Here is a 14,379-nt window from a genome sequence, read left to right on the forward strand (position 1 = left end):
TATTCCCTCCTTTTCATTTTAACGTCCCATATCTTTCGGTAAACCTAGAATCCTTTCACCAATTGTGTTCTTTTGTATCTCGCTCGTTCCACCTCCTATTGTTTGTCCAAAAGAATAAAGATAATTATCCTGCCAATACGAGTTGGAGGAGATGGCATCTTCTTTCCACAGAACACCCTTATGCCCTTGTAATGAAATCGATTGGGACAGCAGCTCTTTAGTAAGTTCACTTACCATCAATTTATCCATCGAACCTTCTGCACCTGGATGACCGTTTTTTAATGTCTTAGTCAGATTCCGATAATAGTTCAAAAGTGATCCGCGCGTGCGAGTATATAAATCTACCATTGTATGACGAACAAGCGGATTGTCCATCAATGGCATATCATCTTCTTTCAATTCTTTGGCTAAGGCTACAAGTTCCTTAAATTGTTGCTCCAATGTAAAAACTTGCGCTCCGATTCCCGTTCTTTCATGCATAAGCAATGCAATCGTAACCTTCCAGCCTTCATCCACTTCCCCAACTATTTCAGCATCGTATGCAATCGCATCATTCAAATAGACTTCATTAAAATCATGCTGACCATCCATTTGAATGATGGGTCTAGTTTCCACCCCCGGCTGATTCATATCCAAAAGGAATACCGTTATCCCTTTATGCTTTTTATCGAAACGATTCGTCCGGGCCAGTAAAAAGCATCGATCAGCTAAGTGGCCAAAGCTAGTCCATACCTTCTGACCATTAATGATCCACCGATCTCCGTCCTTTACGGCGCTAGTTTGGATGGCAGATAAATCAGACCCAGCATTCGGTTCGGAATATCCTTGACACCATACTTCCTCTCCTGTAAGAATTTTTTGGATATATTTTGCTTTTTGCTCGTCCGTTCCAATCTGCATAAGAGTGGGTCCCACCATATGGATGCCTACATAATTCACAAGTGCCGGAGCCTTTACTCTAACCATTTCCTGTTGATAAACTATTTCCTCCATCAACGTCGCTTCACGACCGCCGTATTTTTTTGGCCAAGCAATCGCTGCCCAGCCGCCTTCATATAATTTCCTTTGCCAATTCCTCAGGAAAACGGCATACTCACCTTCATCTTTAGAAACATTACTGGTTCCTTCAAGCCAACCTTCAGGTAAATTTTCTTCAAGCCACGCTCTCAATTCAAGACGGAATTCTTCCTCTTTGGTTGTAAACGAAAAATCCATAGATTACTTTCCTCCTTTAAATGCTTGCAAATTACACTTCTATACCTGAATCCATTGCGGTATTGACCGATCATCCGTAATATCCTTCCAAACCATCTTTACTGGCATACCCATTTCAATCTCTTCTGGTGAACAATGCAGAATATTTCCGATTAACTTGACCTGGGGCAACATATCTAATTCGACTATGGCAATCACTAGCGGTAAATCATCCTGGAATCCAGGTAAAAAGGGCCGGTAGGAAACGATATATGAATAGACTTTACCGTTAATATCGTTGCCTTGGCTTTCCCAGCTAAGTTCAGAACTGCCACATTTTGCACAGCTCGGACCAGGAGGATGGGAATATTGATGACAGCAATTGCATTTTTGAAGAATCAGTTCATGACGATCCGCGCCATCCCAATATGGACTATTATCCTGTGTTTTTAGCGGAATAGGTTTTTGGTATTCCATTTTGTTCCCTCCTAATTTCTTAAAATCATGGCACCCGCCATATCAGGTCCAGCCCAGCCAGTACAGATTCCGATTTCACAATTTTCCACTTGACGATCGGTTCCTTTGTATTCGTGGCGAACTTGACGGACGATTTCCAAAACGTTATTCATTCCATGTGTATATCCTTCCGATAGCATTCCCCCTGCGGTATTCGAAGGTAATTTCCCACCGATCCGCAGGTTTCCTTCGGCTACAAAATTACCGACCTCTCCACGCGGAGCAAATCCATAAGCCTCCAACTGCCGAAGAACAACCCAGCTATAACAGTCATATATGGATGCAACGTCGATATCTTCAGGTCTAACTCCAGCCATTTTATATACTTCAGGCGCTACATAGTCTGCAGCCACTTCCGTTAAATCATTCCAATAATGTGCATGGGACACACACTGCCTAGCAGATAGACCCATGATGTATACCGGCCTGGACTTGCATCCTTCAGCACGTTCTGCTGAAGTGACAATGATTGCATTTGCTTCATCGGATTCCAGGCAGAAATCATGTTTTTTAAATGGATAGCTTAAATATGGCGTTTTAAGATATTCCTCCATCGTTAGTGGTTTACCATGGAAATATGCTTTAGGATTCCTTTGAGCATGTTCGTAAAAAGCTAAACAGACATGCCCTAGATGTTCCTGGGTCAGCCCGGTTTCATGCATATGTCGCGTTGCAAAGAGTCCGAACCACTGAGCTGGACCGCCAGCACCGTAAGGAATGATAAAGCTTCCGCCTTCTATTGCTGTTTGTAGCATATTCACATCCCAGCCGCCTCCGCCCATCCGTACCCCTGAGCGTCCATTCATGGAACGATAAATCAACACCGTATTCAATTGACCTGATTCGATTAAGCCAACAGCGTCAGCTATCAACATTTCGGTACTGCTTCCCCCGCCCAGAATATCCTTTACATATTTGGGACGGACCCCTAAATATGTTGCTAATTGATGAGATGTACAAGAATCGTTTTCAGAATAACTCATGAACCCATCGATATCTCTCGCTTTTAGCCCAGCATCATTCAATGCAGCTCGAGCAGCGTCCAATGCCAAATGTAACGGGGTTGTACCTGAATTCTTAGAACGCTCACTTTCCCCTACACCGACAATGGCATAGCGATCTTTAATGCTTTCCATACAAAAACCTCCCTTATTGAATGCGTAAAACGACTTCACCTGAACCCACAACTTGCTCTGGTTCCTTTTCTGCAGTAAGGTCAAGTCTTACAAAGCGTTGACCTCTTTCTTCATACAGACTTTTAACGAAAGCAGAACATGTGATTCGATCTCCTGGTACCGTTACGGCACCAAATCTCATTTTAAAGGTTGCCGGTACAGCATGATCACCAGCCAGTTTCATTACATATTCACCAAGAAAGCCCATTACAAGCATTCCATGAGCAATCACACCCTGCATGCCAATCTCTTGTGCGAATGCATCATCTGTGTGTAATGGATTGAAATCTCCTGAAGCTCCGGCATATTTAACAAGTTGTACCTTGGTTACAGCTGGCTTGATGAGAGCTTCAAGTCTTTGACCTTCATGTAAACTTTCATATTTCAACATCCCTGATTCCTCCCGCTTGCGGTTTTCCGGAAATTAACATCGATACTTTAGCCCCTTAACTATCAGCATGTTCATTCAAACAGGAGCATGATTACTTCTGATGGGCCGATAAATGATATTCGTTCGGCTTATGACCACCATTTCACCTGACTCATCTTTCATTTCTGTATCAAGTACCAAGAATTGCATCGTTCCTTTTCTGCCTTCCCGTTCGTATACATCTGTTACTTTCATCTGACAATGCAACCTATCACCTGGTCTAATCGGGCGGGAATAAATAAACTCCTGCTCACCATGCAGCATTCTCCTTTGTTCGAGGCCCAAGTCAAGGCTTTCGCCACTATCATGGCCAATGGCTATCGGGAATGTCGGCGGTGCTATAATGCCACCATATGAAGTTTTCGCTGCATATTCTTCATCCACATATATGGGGTTCAAATCACCAATCGCCTCAGCAAATTGACGGATATGCCTCTTTTCAACTTCAAATATAAATTCAGCTCCCGTTAAACCGTTCAAATGATCCAGTTCCATTTGCTTTCTACCCCCTAATAACGGTATTATCATTCACATTATTTTTTACAACAATCATGGCATCAGCGGCTTTGATTCCGTTTTCATATACCAGCAAAGGATTGATATCCAATTCGTCTATGGAATCTTTATAATCTGTAACTAAAGCGGAAACCTTTAATAACACATCAATGATGGCTTCGATATCAACCGGTGCTTTCCCGCGTGCTCCCATTAAAATGTCCTTCCCCTTGATTTCTTCAATCATTTCAAGTGCATCCTGTCTTGACAGTGGAGCAATCCTTAACGAAATATCTTTGTAAATCTCAACAAATATTCCCCCTAGACCAAACATGATAACCGGTCCAAATACGGGATCATCACTTGCGCCAACAATGATTTCCACACCATCAGGTAACATTTCCTGAACGGAAATGCCGTTTATTTTAGCCTCAGGTTTATAATTTAGTGCATTCCGCTTCATATCCCTGAAAGCATTCCTGACCTCAAGGTCAGTACTTACATTCAATCGAATCGCATCCGCTTCCGTCTTATGTGGTATATCCGGCGAATCGACCTTTAACACAACTGGATAACCGATACTGTTAGCGAATTGGATGGCATCGTTTTCATTTTCAGCTATAACACGCTTCGTGGTAGCGATCCGATATCGTTCCAAAACCATACTAGCTTCGGATTCACTTAATGTAATACCCGGTTTCAGCATGTCCTGCAAGCTTTGTTTCTCTATTTTCTTTGTACTTTTGGAAACTCGAATTTCAAGGTTTTTTCGATAAAATTCACTGTATTCAACTAGTTTCGCCAGCCCTCTTATCGGATTAAGGCTTCCCGGAATCACTGGTATGCCATTTTTCACGAGCTCAGCGGTACAAGGCGGGAGTGTCATGCCATCTAATGGAAATGTGGTAATGAATACAAATTTATCTGAGCATCTGCAAATTTCAATAAACTCTTGAAGCAAAGGATGCTCGGCAGTCCAATTAAAAGGAAACTCAGTAAAAATGATATTATCGACATCCGGATCTTCTACAAGTGCCCGCAATGGTGCAAGGAATAACTCAGGATTGGAAACAGATGCAGCCGCTGTTAAATCCACCGGATTCGAAGCGCTTGCATATTCAGGTAGATTACGTTTGATTTCCGTTATTGTCTTTAAGCTGAGTGGATTGATGGTTAGTCCGTATGATTCACAGCGATCCGCTTCATTTATACCCCTCCCGCCAGAACTGGTGATGATTACCGTATTGCGTCCATTGGGAAGCTTCTTTGACAGGAATAGCTTCGAAAAAGAAATGATATCTTCATAATCGTCGGCCCTTATGATGCCAGCTTGTTTAAAAAAGGCATCATATACTTGATCCGATCCCGCAAGTGATCCTGTATGAGAAGCAGCCGCTCTGCTTCCGGCCTTGCTCCTTCCGGTTTTCATGACAATCATGGGTTTATTTCGATCCAATGCCTCTGTTGCCAGGCTTCGTAATTTATCCGGGTTTTTAGCACCCTCCAAGTAGCCGCTAATCACACTTGTTTTTGAATCATGAATCATATATTCAATTACATCCGAGAATTCAGTTTCCATCTCATTTCCTACACTCACGAAGTAATTGAAACTCAATCCATTCTGAGCTGCTGCCATATAGGTCAAAACACCAAATGCACCGCTTTGAGAGACATAACCGACCCCTCTTTGGTCATTTAATGGCACTGATTGAATGGCAGGGGAAAAAGTGCCAATCAAACCATTCGACAAATTCACTAATCCAACACAGTTGGGACCCACTATCCGTATTCCATTCTTTCTTGCAATATCTGTTAGCAAATCCTGTTGCTTAATGCCTTCTTTTCCTGTTTCGGAAAAACCGGCAGCAAAAATGATAGCTGCCTTCACTTTCTTTTGTGCACATTCCTCTAATCCTTGCTGCACCTGATTCGCCCCAAGGCAAAAAATGGCCAAATCAATTTCATTCGGGACATCGGACAAAGATTCATAGCACTTTATCCCTTCAATCTCTTTTGCTTTGCGATTGATCGGATAAATCTCCCCATTAAAATGACCATCCAAAAGGGCTTTCACCTGTAAATTCCCTATTTTGTATTCACTATTGGAGGCACCCAGGATTGCGATGGATCTTGGATTGAATAACGGCTCAAGTGTTTCATGAGAATTGTTTGAATGTTGATTTTCTATCATGATCTTCCCCCCTACATATAAAAAGATATCTTTGAACTAATCTTACATGGAGGGCGTTTATAGTCTGAAAAAACATAGTTTGTTAAATTCATTTAAAACATTAGACAGTTAATTATTTGTAAATGACGTAAATTCATATATTGCAGCAGGGTCAAAAAAATGGAATGAAAAATTTGTGTTCTCGATGACCCCGACTTTTTACAGTGATAGCCCCGACATTGGAACGAGATAAACGCCAATGTTTTTGTGTAAATGGCAACACATACAGGAGTATGCTTGAAAATCCTGTTTTCACAACACAAAAAACCCTCTTCCTTATATGGGGAAAGGGTTCAATTTGTTCAAAATTCATTAATATGTTCCTGTTTCTCAAGCCATTTCTTCATTTTCTTTTGAATTTTAAGGGATGGAATTTTCATACCTCTTTCAATGTTACTAACGTATGGCGCTGATATCTCCAACTCCTCTGCCAATTGATATAAAGAGAGGTTGAGTCTTTTTCTTGCATTTCTTATTTGCTCACCAATATGATCACTGCTCTTCAGGTTAGCCGGGGCTTGCTTTGTAAGCCGATTGCCAGGGTGAGATCTTTGTTTTTTTTCAATAGAACGATATTGCTCCTTTATGATATCAGGCGGTTCTATTAATATCATCGAATTCAGCCAAATACTGGCCCAGCCTTTATAATCGGCTATCGATTCATCCCATTTTTCATAATGCCATGATGCGATTACACCATCATCCAGTAAAACATCCAAAGCTTTCTCGAAACGTTCCCTAGTACGGGACGGTGTACGGTCATTTAGTTTTTCACCGATCGATTCCATTAAGGTACTGGTTTTATTCGGCTGTAAAAAGTCTCCTTTTCTTGCTTGGGTCCTCCAGCGCCAGCTTAAATATCTTGTAAGCCTTTTTTCCCAAAGTTGCTTATATGGATTATATTGAAGGGCCTTTATCGAAAGAAGGGCGACTTGCCTCGCGGAGCCATTAAGATACTTAGCGAAAACCTTGTCAATCGTGAACGTTATCTTTTTCCTGCAAGTTTCTTCCGATATATCATATTCCACACCAGCACGATCTTTAAAAATAAATGTCCTCCCTTGTAGCTTTGTCTGAACAGCCTTACCTTTTTCATAGATGGTAGCTTTGTTAATGTTAATCCAGATGCTTTGTATATTTGTAAGCGATTTCAAAATTTGTTCACGCTGTTTAGCTTCGTAACCACCCCGACGTCCGAATCCACCAAGTTTTGGTTTCAATCCTCTTAATGAAAGGAGGTCATTTAAACAAATCTCCACTGTTTCTTCATTATGAACAGCCTTTGACAAGAAAAGGCTGCAAAGAGCATCAAAAACATCAACATCAACATCAGATAAAGAGTGGAAACGGTTCCAAGCTTCTTTTACATTCGTCTGCTCAAAGGTTGTATGATCGTTCCCAAAAGGGATTATTTGTATGGAACCTTCCGTATTCCCCTTTAATATTGGTGTTGCAGGCCAAGGGTTGTTTCCAATGATTTCGAATTTTTTTTTATAAATTGCATCTCTAACCGACTGATATGGAGCACTATTCATTACAAGCAAATGATCTTGGATTGTAAAGTTGAAAGCAAAATCCCTCATCGTGGATAATAGTACTTCCGATGTTTGCAAATCCCTCTTAAAACATAGCAGGTTTTCTATTTTTTCGATCGTATTATTTTCGATATTAAATTCAATCATGATCTTATCGATCCAATTTTTAATATACTCATTAACGATATCTGTTACTTTCGATAAAAATTCAGTGTTTTCAGTAAAATGTTTTGTGAGATGACTGTAAAATAACTTATTTAATGCTTGATCATCAAGTCTTTCCATTTCATTAAAGCCTATTGTTAAGGCTATTTCCTCAAGGACCCATTCTTTTACCAGCAGTCTAAACCAGTTGTAAAAGTCCTCCCAAACCGATTTCTCAGCCAAAAAGGTATCATTTTTTAATTTTTTTTCCATTTGGTAAATTGAATCTTCCATTAAATGTTTATCTTTTAAAATAGCATGATTTCCAGTAGAAATCCTATTATATTCACTTAATAGATAGAATACGACATGTTGGGCAATATGTGATAATGTTTCATTTCTCGCCGTTAACCTCAGCTTGGCAAATAGCTCTTCGTTCTCTTTATATGCATGTTCCCAAATAACAAAACTTTTATTATTCAATCCATCTTTAAAGGTTAGAAACCCTTTCGAATCTTTTAACTTGTGTGTTTTGAATTTATTATTGAAATCATGAAATTGATTGTTTTGCTCATATATGCAAAGAACCAAAAAATTATTTATTTTGCTTGACCAGCGGTTCGATAAATACTCAAAGCTCTGATTCCTTAGGTTCGGTTCCATTTTTCCACTATGTCTATCATTGCTATTCAGCATGAATACCTCCTAATTCAAACTGCGTCTAAATACAAAGTACTCAGTGTGTTAAATGAAAAAAATTCGCGAAATTTTTTTAAGCTACTAAATATTTTTAGTCTTTATATATATATTCCATATAAAATTGAAAAATCCTTCCATGCATTACATGTGAAATTGCTCCTTTTTCTGAATAAATGTTACTAGCAAAATATACCCAATACCTTCTGAATCACCCTTAGCGAAAGATTGAGATTGGGAGAGTTTCCACTTTCATCCGTGAGATGAAAATCTCACCATATTCCTTATTTAAAGGGATTCGCACCACTCTTCTTATTAATGAACATACCCTGCATGGTAATGATTTAATGTTCAAGAAAAATCAATGATAGGAAATTTAACCCAAGACTTTTACCCTTTTTTCAATCGTATAAATATTCAAAAAAATGTCGAGTTGAGTCATCTATCCTTTTACCCTTATACTAGGGAAGAAAAATCGAAGGAGGAATTACACATGAAGAAGGAAATTTCAATTATTGGTGTTCCAATGGATCTTGGTCAAACTAGAAGAGGAGTGGATATGGGGCCTAGTGCCATAAGATATGCAGGATTAAGTGAAAGACTAGAAAACATTGGCTATGCTGTCCGTGATGAAGGTGATATTAAAGTAGAAATACAGGAAAGAGCACAAAGTGATATCGACACAAATTTAAAGAATCTGCAGGACGTAGCTGAGGGTAATGAAAAATTAAGTCAAAAAGTGGATGAAGTCATCCAATCCAATCGTTTTCCTCTAGTATTAGGTGGAGATCACAGTATAGCGATCGGGACCTTAGCCGGTTTAGCGAAGCATTCAGAAAACTTAGGGGTAATATGGTATGATGCACATGGAGATTTAAACACTGCCGAAACTTCCCCATCAGGAAACATACATGGTATGTCCCTAGCAGTAAGTTTGGGTCTTGGCCACCCTGCACTGACTAACATTGGCGGATATTCTCCAAAGGTCAAACCAGAAAATATTGTCATTATTGGTGCACGTTCTTTAGACCAAGGTGAGAAAGAGTTAATCAGGGAAAAAGGAATTAAAGTTTATACGATGCATGAGATTGATAGAATGGGCATGACAAAAGTGATGGAAGAATCGATTGCCTATCTGAAGGAACGTACGGATCTTGTTCATTTATCACTTGATCTTGATGGTCTTGATCCAGATGATGCACCGGGGGTCGGAACGCCTGTAATGGGAGGTATTAGTTACCGTGAAAGCCATCTTGCCATGGAAATGCTAGCTGAAGCTAATATCATTACATCAGCAGAGTTTGTTGAGATAAACCCAATATTGGACGAGCATAACAAAACGGCTGAAGTTGCTGTAGCATTAATGGGCTCATTGCTTGGGGAAAAATTACTTTATGGAGCGGAAGACCAATTTAATACTACTGATTTACTGGTTGATGTTAAATAGTCGACATCTTTTTAGATAACTGGTATTGTAAGAACTTATGAGAGATTTGGTTAAATTGATGGCCCAGTGGAAATAGCCCCTACTTCAACAGGGTGCTTGTTACCCATTGAAGGATGGTCCACTTGAATCCATTCATCCCTAGTATCCTGACGCTTGGCTTCCTTTTCTTTATAAGCGGCGCTACCTGAAATTAATTCTGCATTTGAACCTATGTATCTCTAAATGCAGAAATAATCTCTTATTCTAGGGAATTCAACAACATCTAAGATTCAAATCAATTCTTTTACATTTGTGAGTAAAATACGCAAATTCCCTAATAACGTCCAGACATAAATGAAACCGTTTGCACCCATCAGGTAAAGGAGTTTTTCAATGAAAACAGCAGAAAATCAACCAAATGAATTAAAACGGAGCATGAAAGCAAGACATTTATTTATGATTTCAATAGGGGGATGTATTGGTACGGGCTTTTTCATTGGTTCAGGCTATACCATTCATGAAGCAGGAGCATTCGGTGCTATCCTCTCTTACATAGTCGGCGGCTTCATCATGTATTTAACGATGCTTTGTCTAGGTGAACTATCCGTTGCCATGCCTGTTTCCGGTTCGTTTCAGACATATGCGACTAAGTTCATCGGTCCTGGAACCGGGTTTGCCATCGGATGGCTTTACTGGTTAGGTTGGGCTGTTACAGTTGCTTTAGAGTTTTTGGCAGCAGGACAGCTTATGCAAAGATGGTTTCCCGAATCACCCGTTTGGATGTGGTGTGCAATCTTTGCTTTTCTCATATTTTCACTCAACGCCTTATCAGCAAAAGCATTTGGCGAATCGGAGTTTGTTTTTTCCAGCATAAAAGTATTGGCCATCATTCTGTTCATCATCGTTGGCGGTGCTGCCATGTTTGGAATGATTGATATGAAAGGTGGACAAGAAGCTCCATTTTTCTCCAACTTTATCGCTGAGGGTCTTTTCCCCAATGGGATATCGGCCCTGCTAATCACAATGATTACAGTGAACTTTTCCTTCCAGGGCACAGAATTAATCGGAATTGCCGCTGGAGAAAGTGAAAACCCGGAAAAGGTCATACCAAAGTCCATCAAACAAACCGTTTGGAGAACCCTTTTCTTCTTTGTTCTTTCTGTCACTGTATTATCGGCGATGATTCCAAGGGAAAAAGCCAGCATCTCAGAAAGTCCATTCGTTGTTGTATTAGATAGTATCGGAGTTCCGTATGCAGCTGACATCATGAACTTCATCATTCTTACAGCACTATTGTCAGTGGCGAACTCCGGTCTATATGCAGCGACACGAATGCTCTACTCGCTCTCTAGGGAAGGTATGGCAAGTCCGAAGCTCGGTTTGGTGAATAAGAGAGGGATTCCTCTTAATGCCTTGCTTATTACCCTTGCAATTGCCGGTTTGTCTTTACTTTCAAGTGTAGTAGCTGCCAAAACAATATTTGTCTTTCTTCTCTCCCTTGCAGGATTAGGTGCACAAATTGGCTGGATTGCCATATCGGCCAGTCTTCTTGCTTTTAGAAAATCCTATACCCGCCAAGGCGGAAAGATAGAAAATCTGAAATTCAAAGTTCCGCTATATCCATTCATCCCCATTCTTGCTTTACTAACAAACTGCATCGTCATGATCAGTCTTGCGTTTGTTCCTGAGCAGCGAATGGCCCTTTATTGCGGGGGAACATTCTTCCTTGGATGTTATGCGGTTTATCACTTAAGAGTGAAGAAAAACAAGACCATAGAAACTCCCAAGCAAGAAGTTGAATTAAATGCCGGTAAAAAAATGGTCATTTGATCCTGAAGGCTGAGGAGTTGAGTGAAAATGGTGAAAAGCGATCTTTACAATTTATAAAGATTGCTTTTCAAAGAAGAAAAACCCTGGATGTATTCAACCTAGGGTTTTTCTTTTATTTAATCACCGTTTACTGCAAAGCTATCCAATGGTAAACCGTTTTATAAATTCTTCCTTTTCCCTTCCGGCCTTTTTTAATTCCCCTAACTAACACTTTCCGATCAATGAAATATCATCTCCCTGTTATGATAATACGCATATAATAGGAAGTTAAATTTCCAGTTCCATTTAGACAATAAAAACAAGTATCAAAATAAAAAAAATCATCTTAATCGATGATTTTATTTTGTGCATATTCCTTTAATCTAGGCAGGATAGGCTCTAAAATTTCCTTGGCTATGTAATCCGTATCCAATCCAATGAAACGTTCACTTTCCATGTCGACCGATCTCGCATTTTCCGGGTCATTACAAAAAATAAACGATATGATTCCGTTATCTTCCGTCATGTCTACATATTTAAATGTAATATCATGTTTCGTAAGACAACTTTCAAACGCAATGCACAATTCATCTATATTTGATTGACTAATAGATGTGAATTTCATATAAATCATCCCCTCTGCTAAAGGATAGCAAAATAAAGCATGAATTTCAAAGCGAAATTCAAGTCCCGGTCTTATGTTCATGCTTTCATCTGACACTTTCGACCAAAGGGAACATGACTTTGTTTGGAATATCACCCATGAAGTCTTTCATGTGGATTTCCCAATAACAAATGAATGTAACCAATCGATTTCATTCAATTACCCAACCTAACCCCGATTTTATTTTTTATCTTACAACAACGATTATTAAGGATTCCCCTAGGCATGACCGCGTATTGTATCGCAGGGATATGCAGTTCCACATGAATATTCCATGGCATGTCTCATATCTTTATACAAACACCTTGTTAGGAGTGGGCCAACATGAAGTCTTTTTATAAAGGAACGCTCATTTTGATTGTCGCAGCGTTCTTTGGTGAATGTATTGAATTTTTAGTGAACATGCTCCTGGCCAGGGAATTACACGAAGAGGGTATGGGGCTTTATATGTCCATATTGCCAATTTTCTTTTTGATATATGTGATTGCCAGCCTTGAATTACATATTTCCATTTCAAAATTCGTTGCGGAAAATAAACAGGCAATGCATTATAATCTTATCATTCATGCACTTAAAATGGCTGCGGTCGTCGTATTGGTAATGTGTATAGTCATGCCTTTCATACTTTCCTTCTCATCCATAATGGACAGATACCACCCCTATATTAAATGGCTGCTCATCACATTGATCCCCATAGTTTCCTTTTCATCGATTGCTAGGGGCTATTTCATGGGTGTCCAACAAATGGGGAAGATTGCCTTATCCAACTTTTTAAAAGATATCATTCAATTCGGTTTGCTTTTCCTCATATTTAATTTATTTCAATTTAACCAGGAAAAGTCATTATTGATGGCCTTTTTTGTTTTGATTGGCAGTGAATTCCTCGTTTTTCTATACTTGATCAACCTTTTGATTCTTCAAATGCGAATCATGAGGCGCGGTACGAACTCGCGGACAACCGGTAAACATGCACGACAAAAGTTATTGGAAGTTTCGCTGCCCACCATGGGGTTAAGGATCTTTCATGCGATAACGAATGCCATCCAACCTTTTTTGATCCATACCGCCCTTCTCTCGGCAGGATTCGGTGCGGTAGTGGCTACAGAGCATTTTGGGATGCTGACTGGAGTTGCGATGACGATTGGCTTCTTTCCGGCCTTTATCGCGCATTCCTTAATGATCATGCTCATTCCGAATGTTTCGAATGCATACAAGAAGCAGGATAAGGAAAAATTGAGGGTTTTATTGCAAAAATCGATGTCTTTCACCGTATTATATGGAGTTCCGGCTGTGATTTTCATTTACCTCTTTGCGGAACCTTTGACCTCCCTCTTTTTTTCTTCAACATCTGCCGCATACTATTTAAAATTATTATGTCCTTATTTCCTTTTTCATTTTTTTGTCATTCCCATGCAAGCTTATCTCATCGGCCTGGGTTTAGTGAAGGATGCTTTCATCCATACCGTATGGTCCCATATTGTTGCCTTTTTAATGATGTATATCCTAGGGTCTCAAGCTTCTCTTAATATGGGAGGAATCATTTTAGGAATGAATACAGGGGCTGTATTATTAACTTTCATGCACTACTTGACCATTTGCAAGAAAATCGGCATAAGCATCTTACTGACGAAATCAAGATCCATATCGATAAAGTGAGGCAAAAATCCTTGCTGTTATTGCTTTATTACGATCAAGATTAAAAATATTGAGCCTTTCCCTGTACATATCACCTTCGTTACTGTATATTTCAACATACTTGGGTAATAATCAAGTAAAATGGTTTAAACTAACCATAGAATTGTAATGGAGTGATTTCATGAGTAAAGCTAAGGCTAAGAGTGGAACGGGTAAAGGTACGGGCACTGGAACGGGCAAGAAGGGCTGGAATCGTTGGAAAACAAGTGCCAACAAGAAAAAAAGCGCGAAACCATATATAAGTAAAGGCGTCAAACATTCCAATGACTCAAAAACATCCAGTCATGCTGCAGGTGACAAGACAGAAAAATAATTGCTTGTCCTATATTCCATACAGAATTTATGTTTGTTCCATATTCTCATACAGAGT

Annotated in this window: 12 protein-coding genes; 4 read left to right on the plus strand and 8 right to left on the minus strand. The window is 39.7% G+C overall.

All coding sequences use genetic code 11. The features are described from left to right. Positions 1 to 18: 18 nt before the first annotated feature. The 7 genes from N0M92_RS06335 to N0M92_RS06365 all read right to left on the minus strand — a co-directional run bounded on the left by N0M92_RS06335 (position 19) and on the right by N0M92_RS06365 (position 8,415). The gene (locus N0M92_RS06335) at positions 19 to 1,215 is read right to left on the minus strand and encodes an acyl-CoA dehydrogenase family protein (protein WP_260284953.1); all 1,197 of its coding nucleotides are present in this window, start codon (positions 1,213 to 1,215) and stop codon (positions 19 to 21) included. A gap of 39 nt (positions 1,216 to 1,254) precedes the next feature. After that, on the minus strand, positions 1,255 to 1,671 hold the full coding sequence (locus N0M92_RS06340; RefSeq protein ID WP_260284954.1) for a Zn-ribbon domain-containing OB-fold protein: 417 nt from the start codon (positions 1,669 to 1,671) through the stop codon (positions 1,255 to 1,257). A gap of 11 nt (positions 1,672 to 1,682) precedes the next feature. Next, positions 1,683 to 2,846, minus strand: a complete 1,164-nt coding sequence (locus N0M92_RS06345) for a thiolase C-terminal domain-containing protein (RefSeq protein WP_260284955.1) — start codon at positions 2,844 to 2,846, stop codon at positions 1,683 to 1,685. Between the two features lie 13 nt (positions 2,847 to 2,859). After that, on the minus strand, positions 2,860 to 3,276 hold the full coding sequence (locus N0M92_RS06350; protein ID WP_192204747.1) for a MaoC/PaaZ C-terminal domain-containing protein: 417 nt from the start codon (positions 3,274 to 3,276) through the stop codon (positions 2,860 to 2,862). A 75-nt stretch (positions 3,277 to 3,351) separates the two neighbouring features. Beyond that, the gene (locus tag N0M92_RS06355; protein ID WP_260284956.1) at positions 3,352 to 3,810 is read right to left on the minus strand and encodes a MaoC family dehydratase N-terminal domain-containing protein; all 459 of its coding nucleotides are present in this window, start codon (positions 3,808 to 3,810) and stop codon (positions 3,352 to 3,354) included. A gap of 7 nt (positions 3,811 to 3,817) precedes the next feature. Then, positions 3,818 to 6,001: an acetate--CoA ligase family protein gene (locus N0M92_RS06360; RefSeq protein WP_260284957.1), complete on the minus strand. Its 2,184-nt coding sequence runs from the start codon at positions 5,999 to 6,001 to the stop codon at positions 3,818 to 3,820. Positions 6,002 to 6,342: 341 nt separating this feature from the next. Next, positions 6,343 to 8,415, minus strand: coding sequence for a helix-turn-helix domain-containing protein (locus N0M92_RS06365; protein ID WP_260284958.1), 2,073 nt, complete (start codon positions 8,413 to 8,415; stop codon positions 6,343 to 6,345). A 493-nt stretch (positions 8,416 to 8,908) separates the two neighbouring features. Here N0M92_RS06365 and rocF point away from each other — a divergent pair, with 493 nt between their 5' ends. Both rocF and N0M92_RS06375 read left to right on the plus strand, forming a co-directional pair. Continuing rightward, positions 8,909 to 9,862 carry an arginase gene (rocF, locus tag N0M92_RS06370; RefSeq protein ID WP_260284959.1) on the plus strand — a complete coding sequence of 318 codons (954 nt, stop codon included), beginning with the start codon at positions 8,909 to 8,911 and terminating at the stop codon, positions 9,860 to 9,862. A gap of 372 nt (positions 9,863 to 10,234) precedes the next feature. Further along, entirely contained in the window at positions 10,235 to 11,671 is a 1,437-nt protein-coding gene (locus N0M92_RS06375; protein WP_260284960.1) for an amino acid permease, read from the plus strand. A 325-nt stretch (positions 11,672 to 11,996) separates the two neighbouring features. Here N0M92_RS06375 and N0M92_RS06380 read toward each other — a convergent pair whose 3' ends face one another. Continuing rightward, a complete protein-coding gene (locus tag N0M92_RS06380; protein WP_260284961.1) occupies positions 11,997 to 12,275 on the minus strand; it encodes a hypothetical protein in 279 nt (92 codons plus the stop codon). Positions 12,276 to 12,638: 363 nt separating this feature from the next. Here N0M92_RS06380 and N0M92_RS06385 point away from each other — a divergent pair, with 363 nt between their 5' ends. After that, on the plus strand, positions 12,639 to 13,970 hold the full coding sequence (locus N0M92_RS06385) for an oligosaccharide flippase family protein (RefSeq protein ID WP_260284962.1): 1,332 nt from the start codon (positions 12,639 to 12,641) through the stop codon (positions 13,968 to 13,970). Between the two features lie 160 nt (positions 13,971 to 14,130). After that, positions 14,131 to 14,322, plus strand: coding sequence for a DUF3934 family protein (locus N0M92_RS06390; RefSeq protein ID WP_260284963.1), 192 nt, complete (start codon positions 14,131 to 14,133; stop codon positions 14,320 to 14,322). Positions 14,323 to 14,379 lie beyond the last annotated feature (57 nt).

Source organism: Peribacillus aracenensis (assembly GCF_025175645.1).
GTDB lineage: Bacteria > Bacillota > Bacilli > Bacillales > DSM-1321 > Peribacillus > Peribacillus aracenensis.

Bases quoted from the DNA above. Each gene is read 5' to 3' on its own strand.
- N0M92_RS06335 (WP_260284953.1), bottom strand. From the start codon at position 1,215: ATGGATTTTTCGTTTACAACCAAAGAGGAAGAATTCCGTCTTGAATTG.
- N0M92_RS06340 (WP_260284954.1), bottom strand. From the start codon at position 1,671: ATGGAATACCAAAAACCTATTCCGCTAAAAACACAGGATAATAGTCCA.
- N0M92_RS06345 (WP_260284955.1), bottom strand. From the start codon at position 2,846: ATGGAAAGCATTAAAGATCGCTATGCCATTGTCGGTGTAGGGGAAAGT.
- N0M92_RS06350 (WP_192204747.1), bottom strand. From the start codon at position 3,276: ATGTTGAAATATGAAAGTTTACATGAAGGTCAAAGACTTGAAGCTCTC.
- N0M92_RS06355 (WP_260284956.1), bottom strand. From the start codon at position 3,810: ATGGAACTGGATCATTTGAACGGTTTAACGGGAGCTGAATTTATATTT.
- N0M92_RS06360 (WP_260284957.1), bottom strand. From the start codon at position 6,001: ATGATAGAAAATCAACATTCAAACAATTCTCATGAAACACTTGAGCCG.
- N0M92_RS06365 (WP_260284958.1), bottom strand. From the start codon at position 8,415: ATGCTGAATAGCAATGATAGACATAGTGGAAAAATGGAACCGAACCTA.
- rocF (WP_260284959.1), top strand. From the start codon at position 8,909: ATGAAGAAGGAAATTTCAATTATTGGTGTTCCAATGGATCTTGGTCAA.
- N0M92_RS06375 (WP_260284960.1), top strand. From the start codon at position 10,235: ATGAAAACAGCAGAAAATCAACCAAATGAATTAAAACGGAGCATGAAA.
- N0M92_RS06380 (WP_260284961.1), bottom strand. From the start codon at position 12,275: ATGAAATTCACATCTATTAGTCAATCAAATATAGATGAATTGTGCATT.
- N0M92_RS06385 (WP_260284962.1), top strand. From the start codon at position 12,639: ATGAAGTCTTTTTATAAAGGAACGCTCATTTTGATTGTCGCAGCGTTC.
- N0M92_RS06390 (WP_260284963.1), top strand. From the start codon at position 14,131: ATGAGTAAAGCTAAGGCTAAGAGTGGAACGGGTAAAGGTACGGGCACT.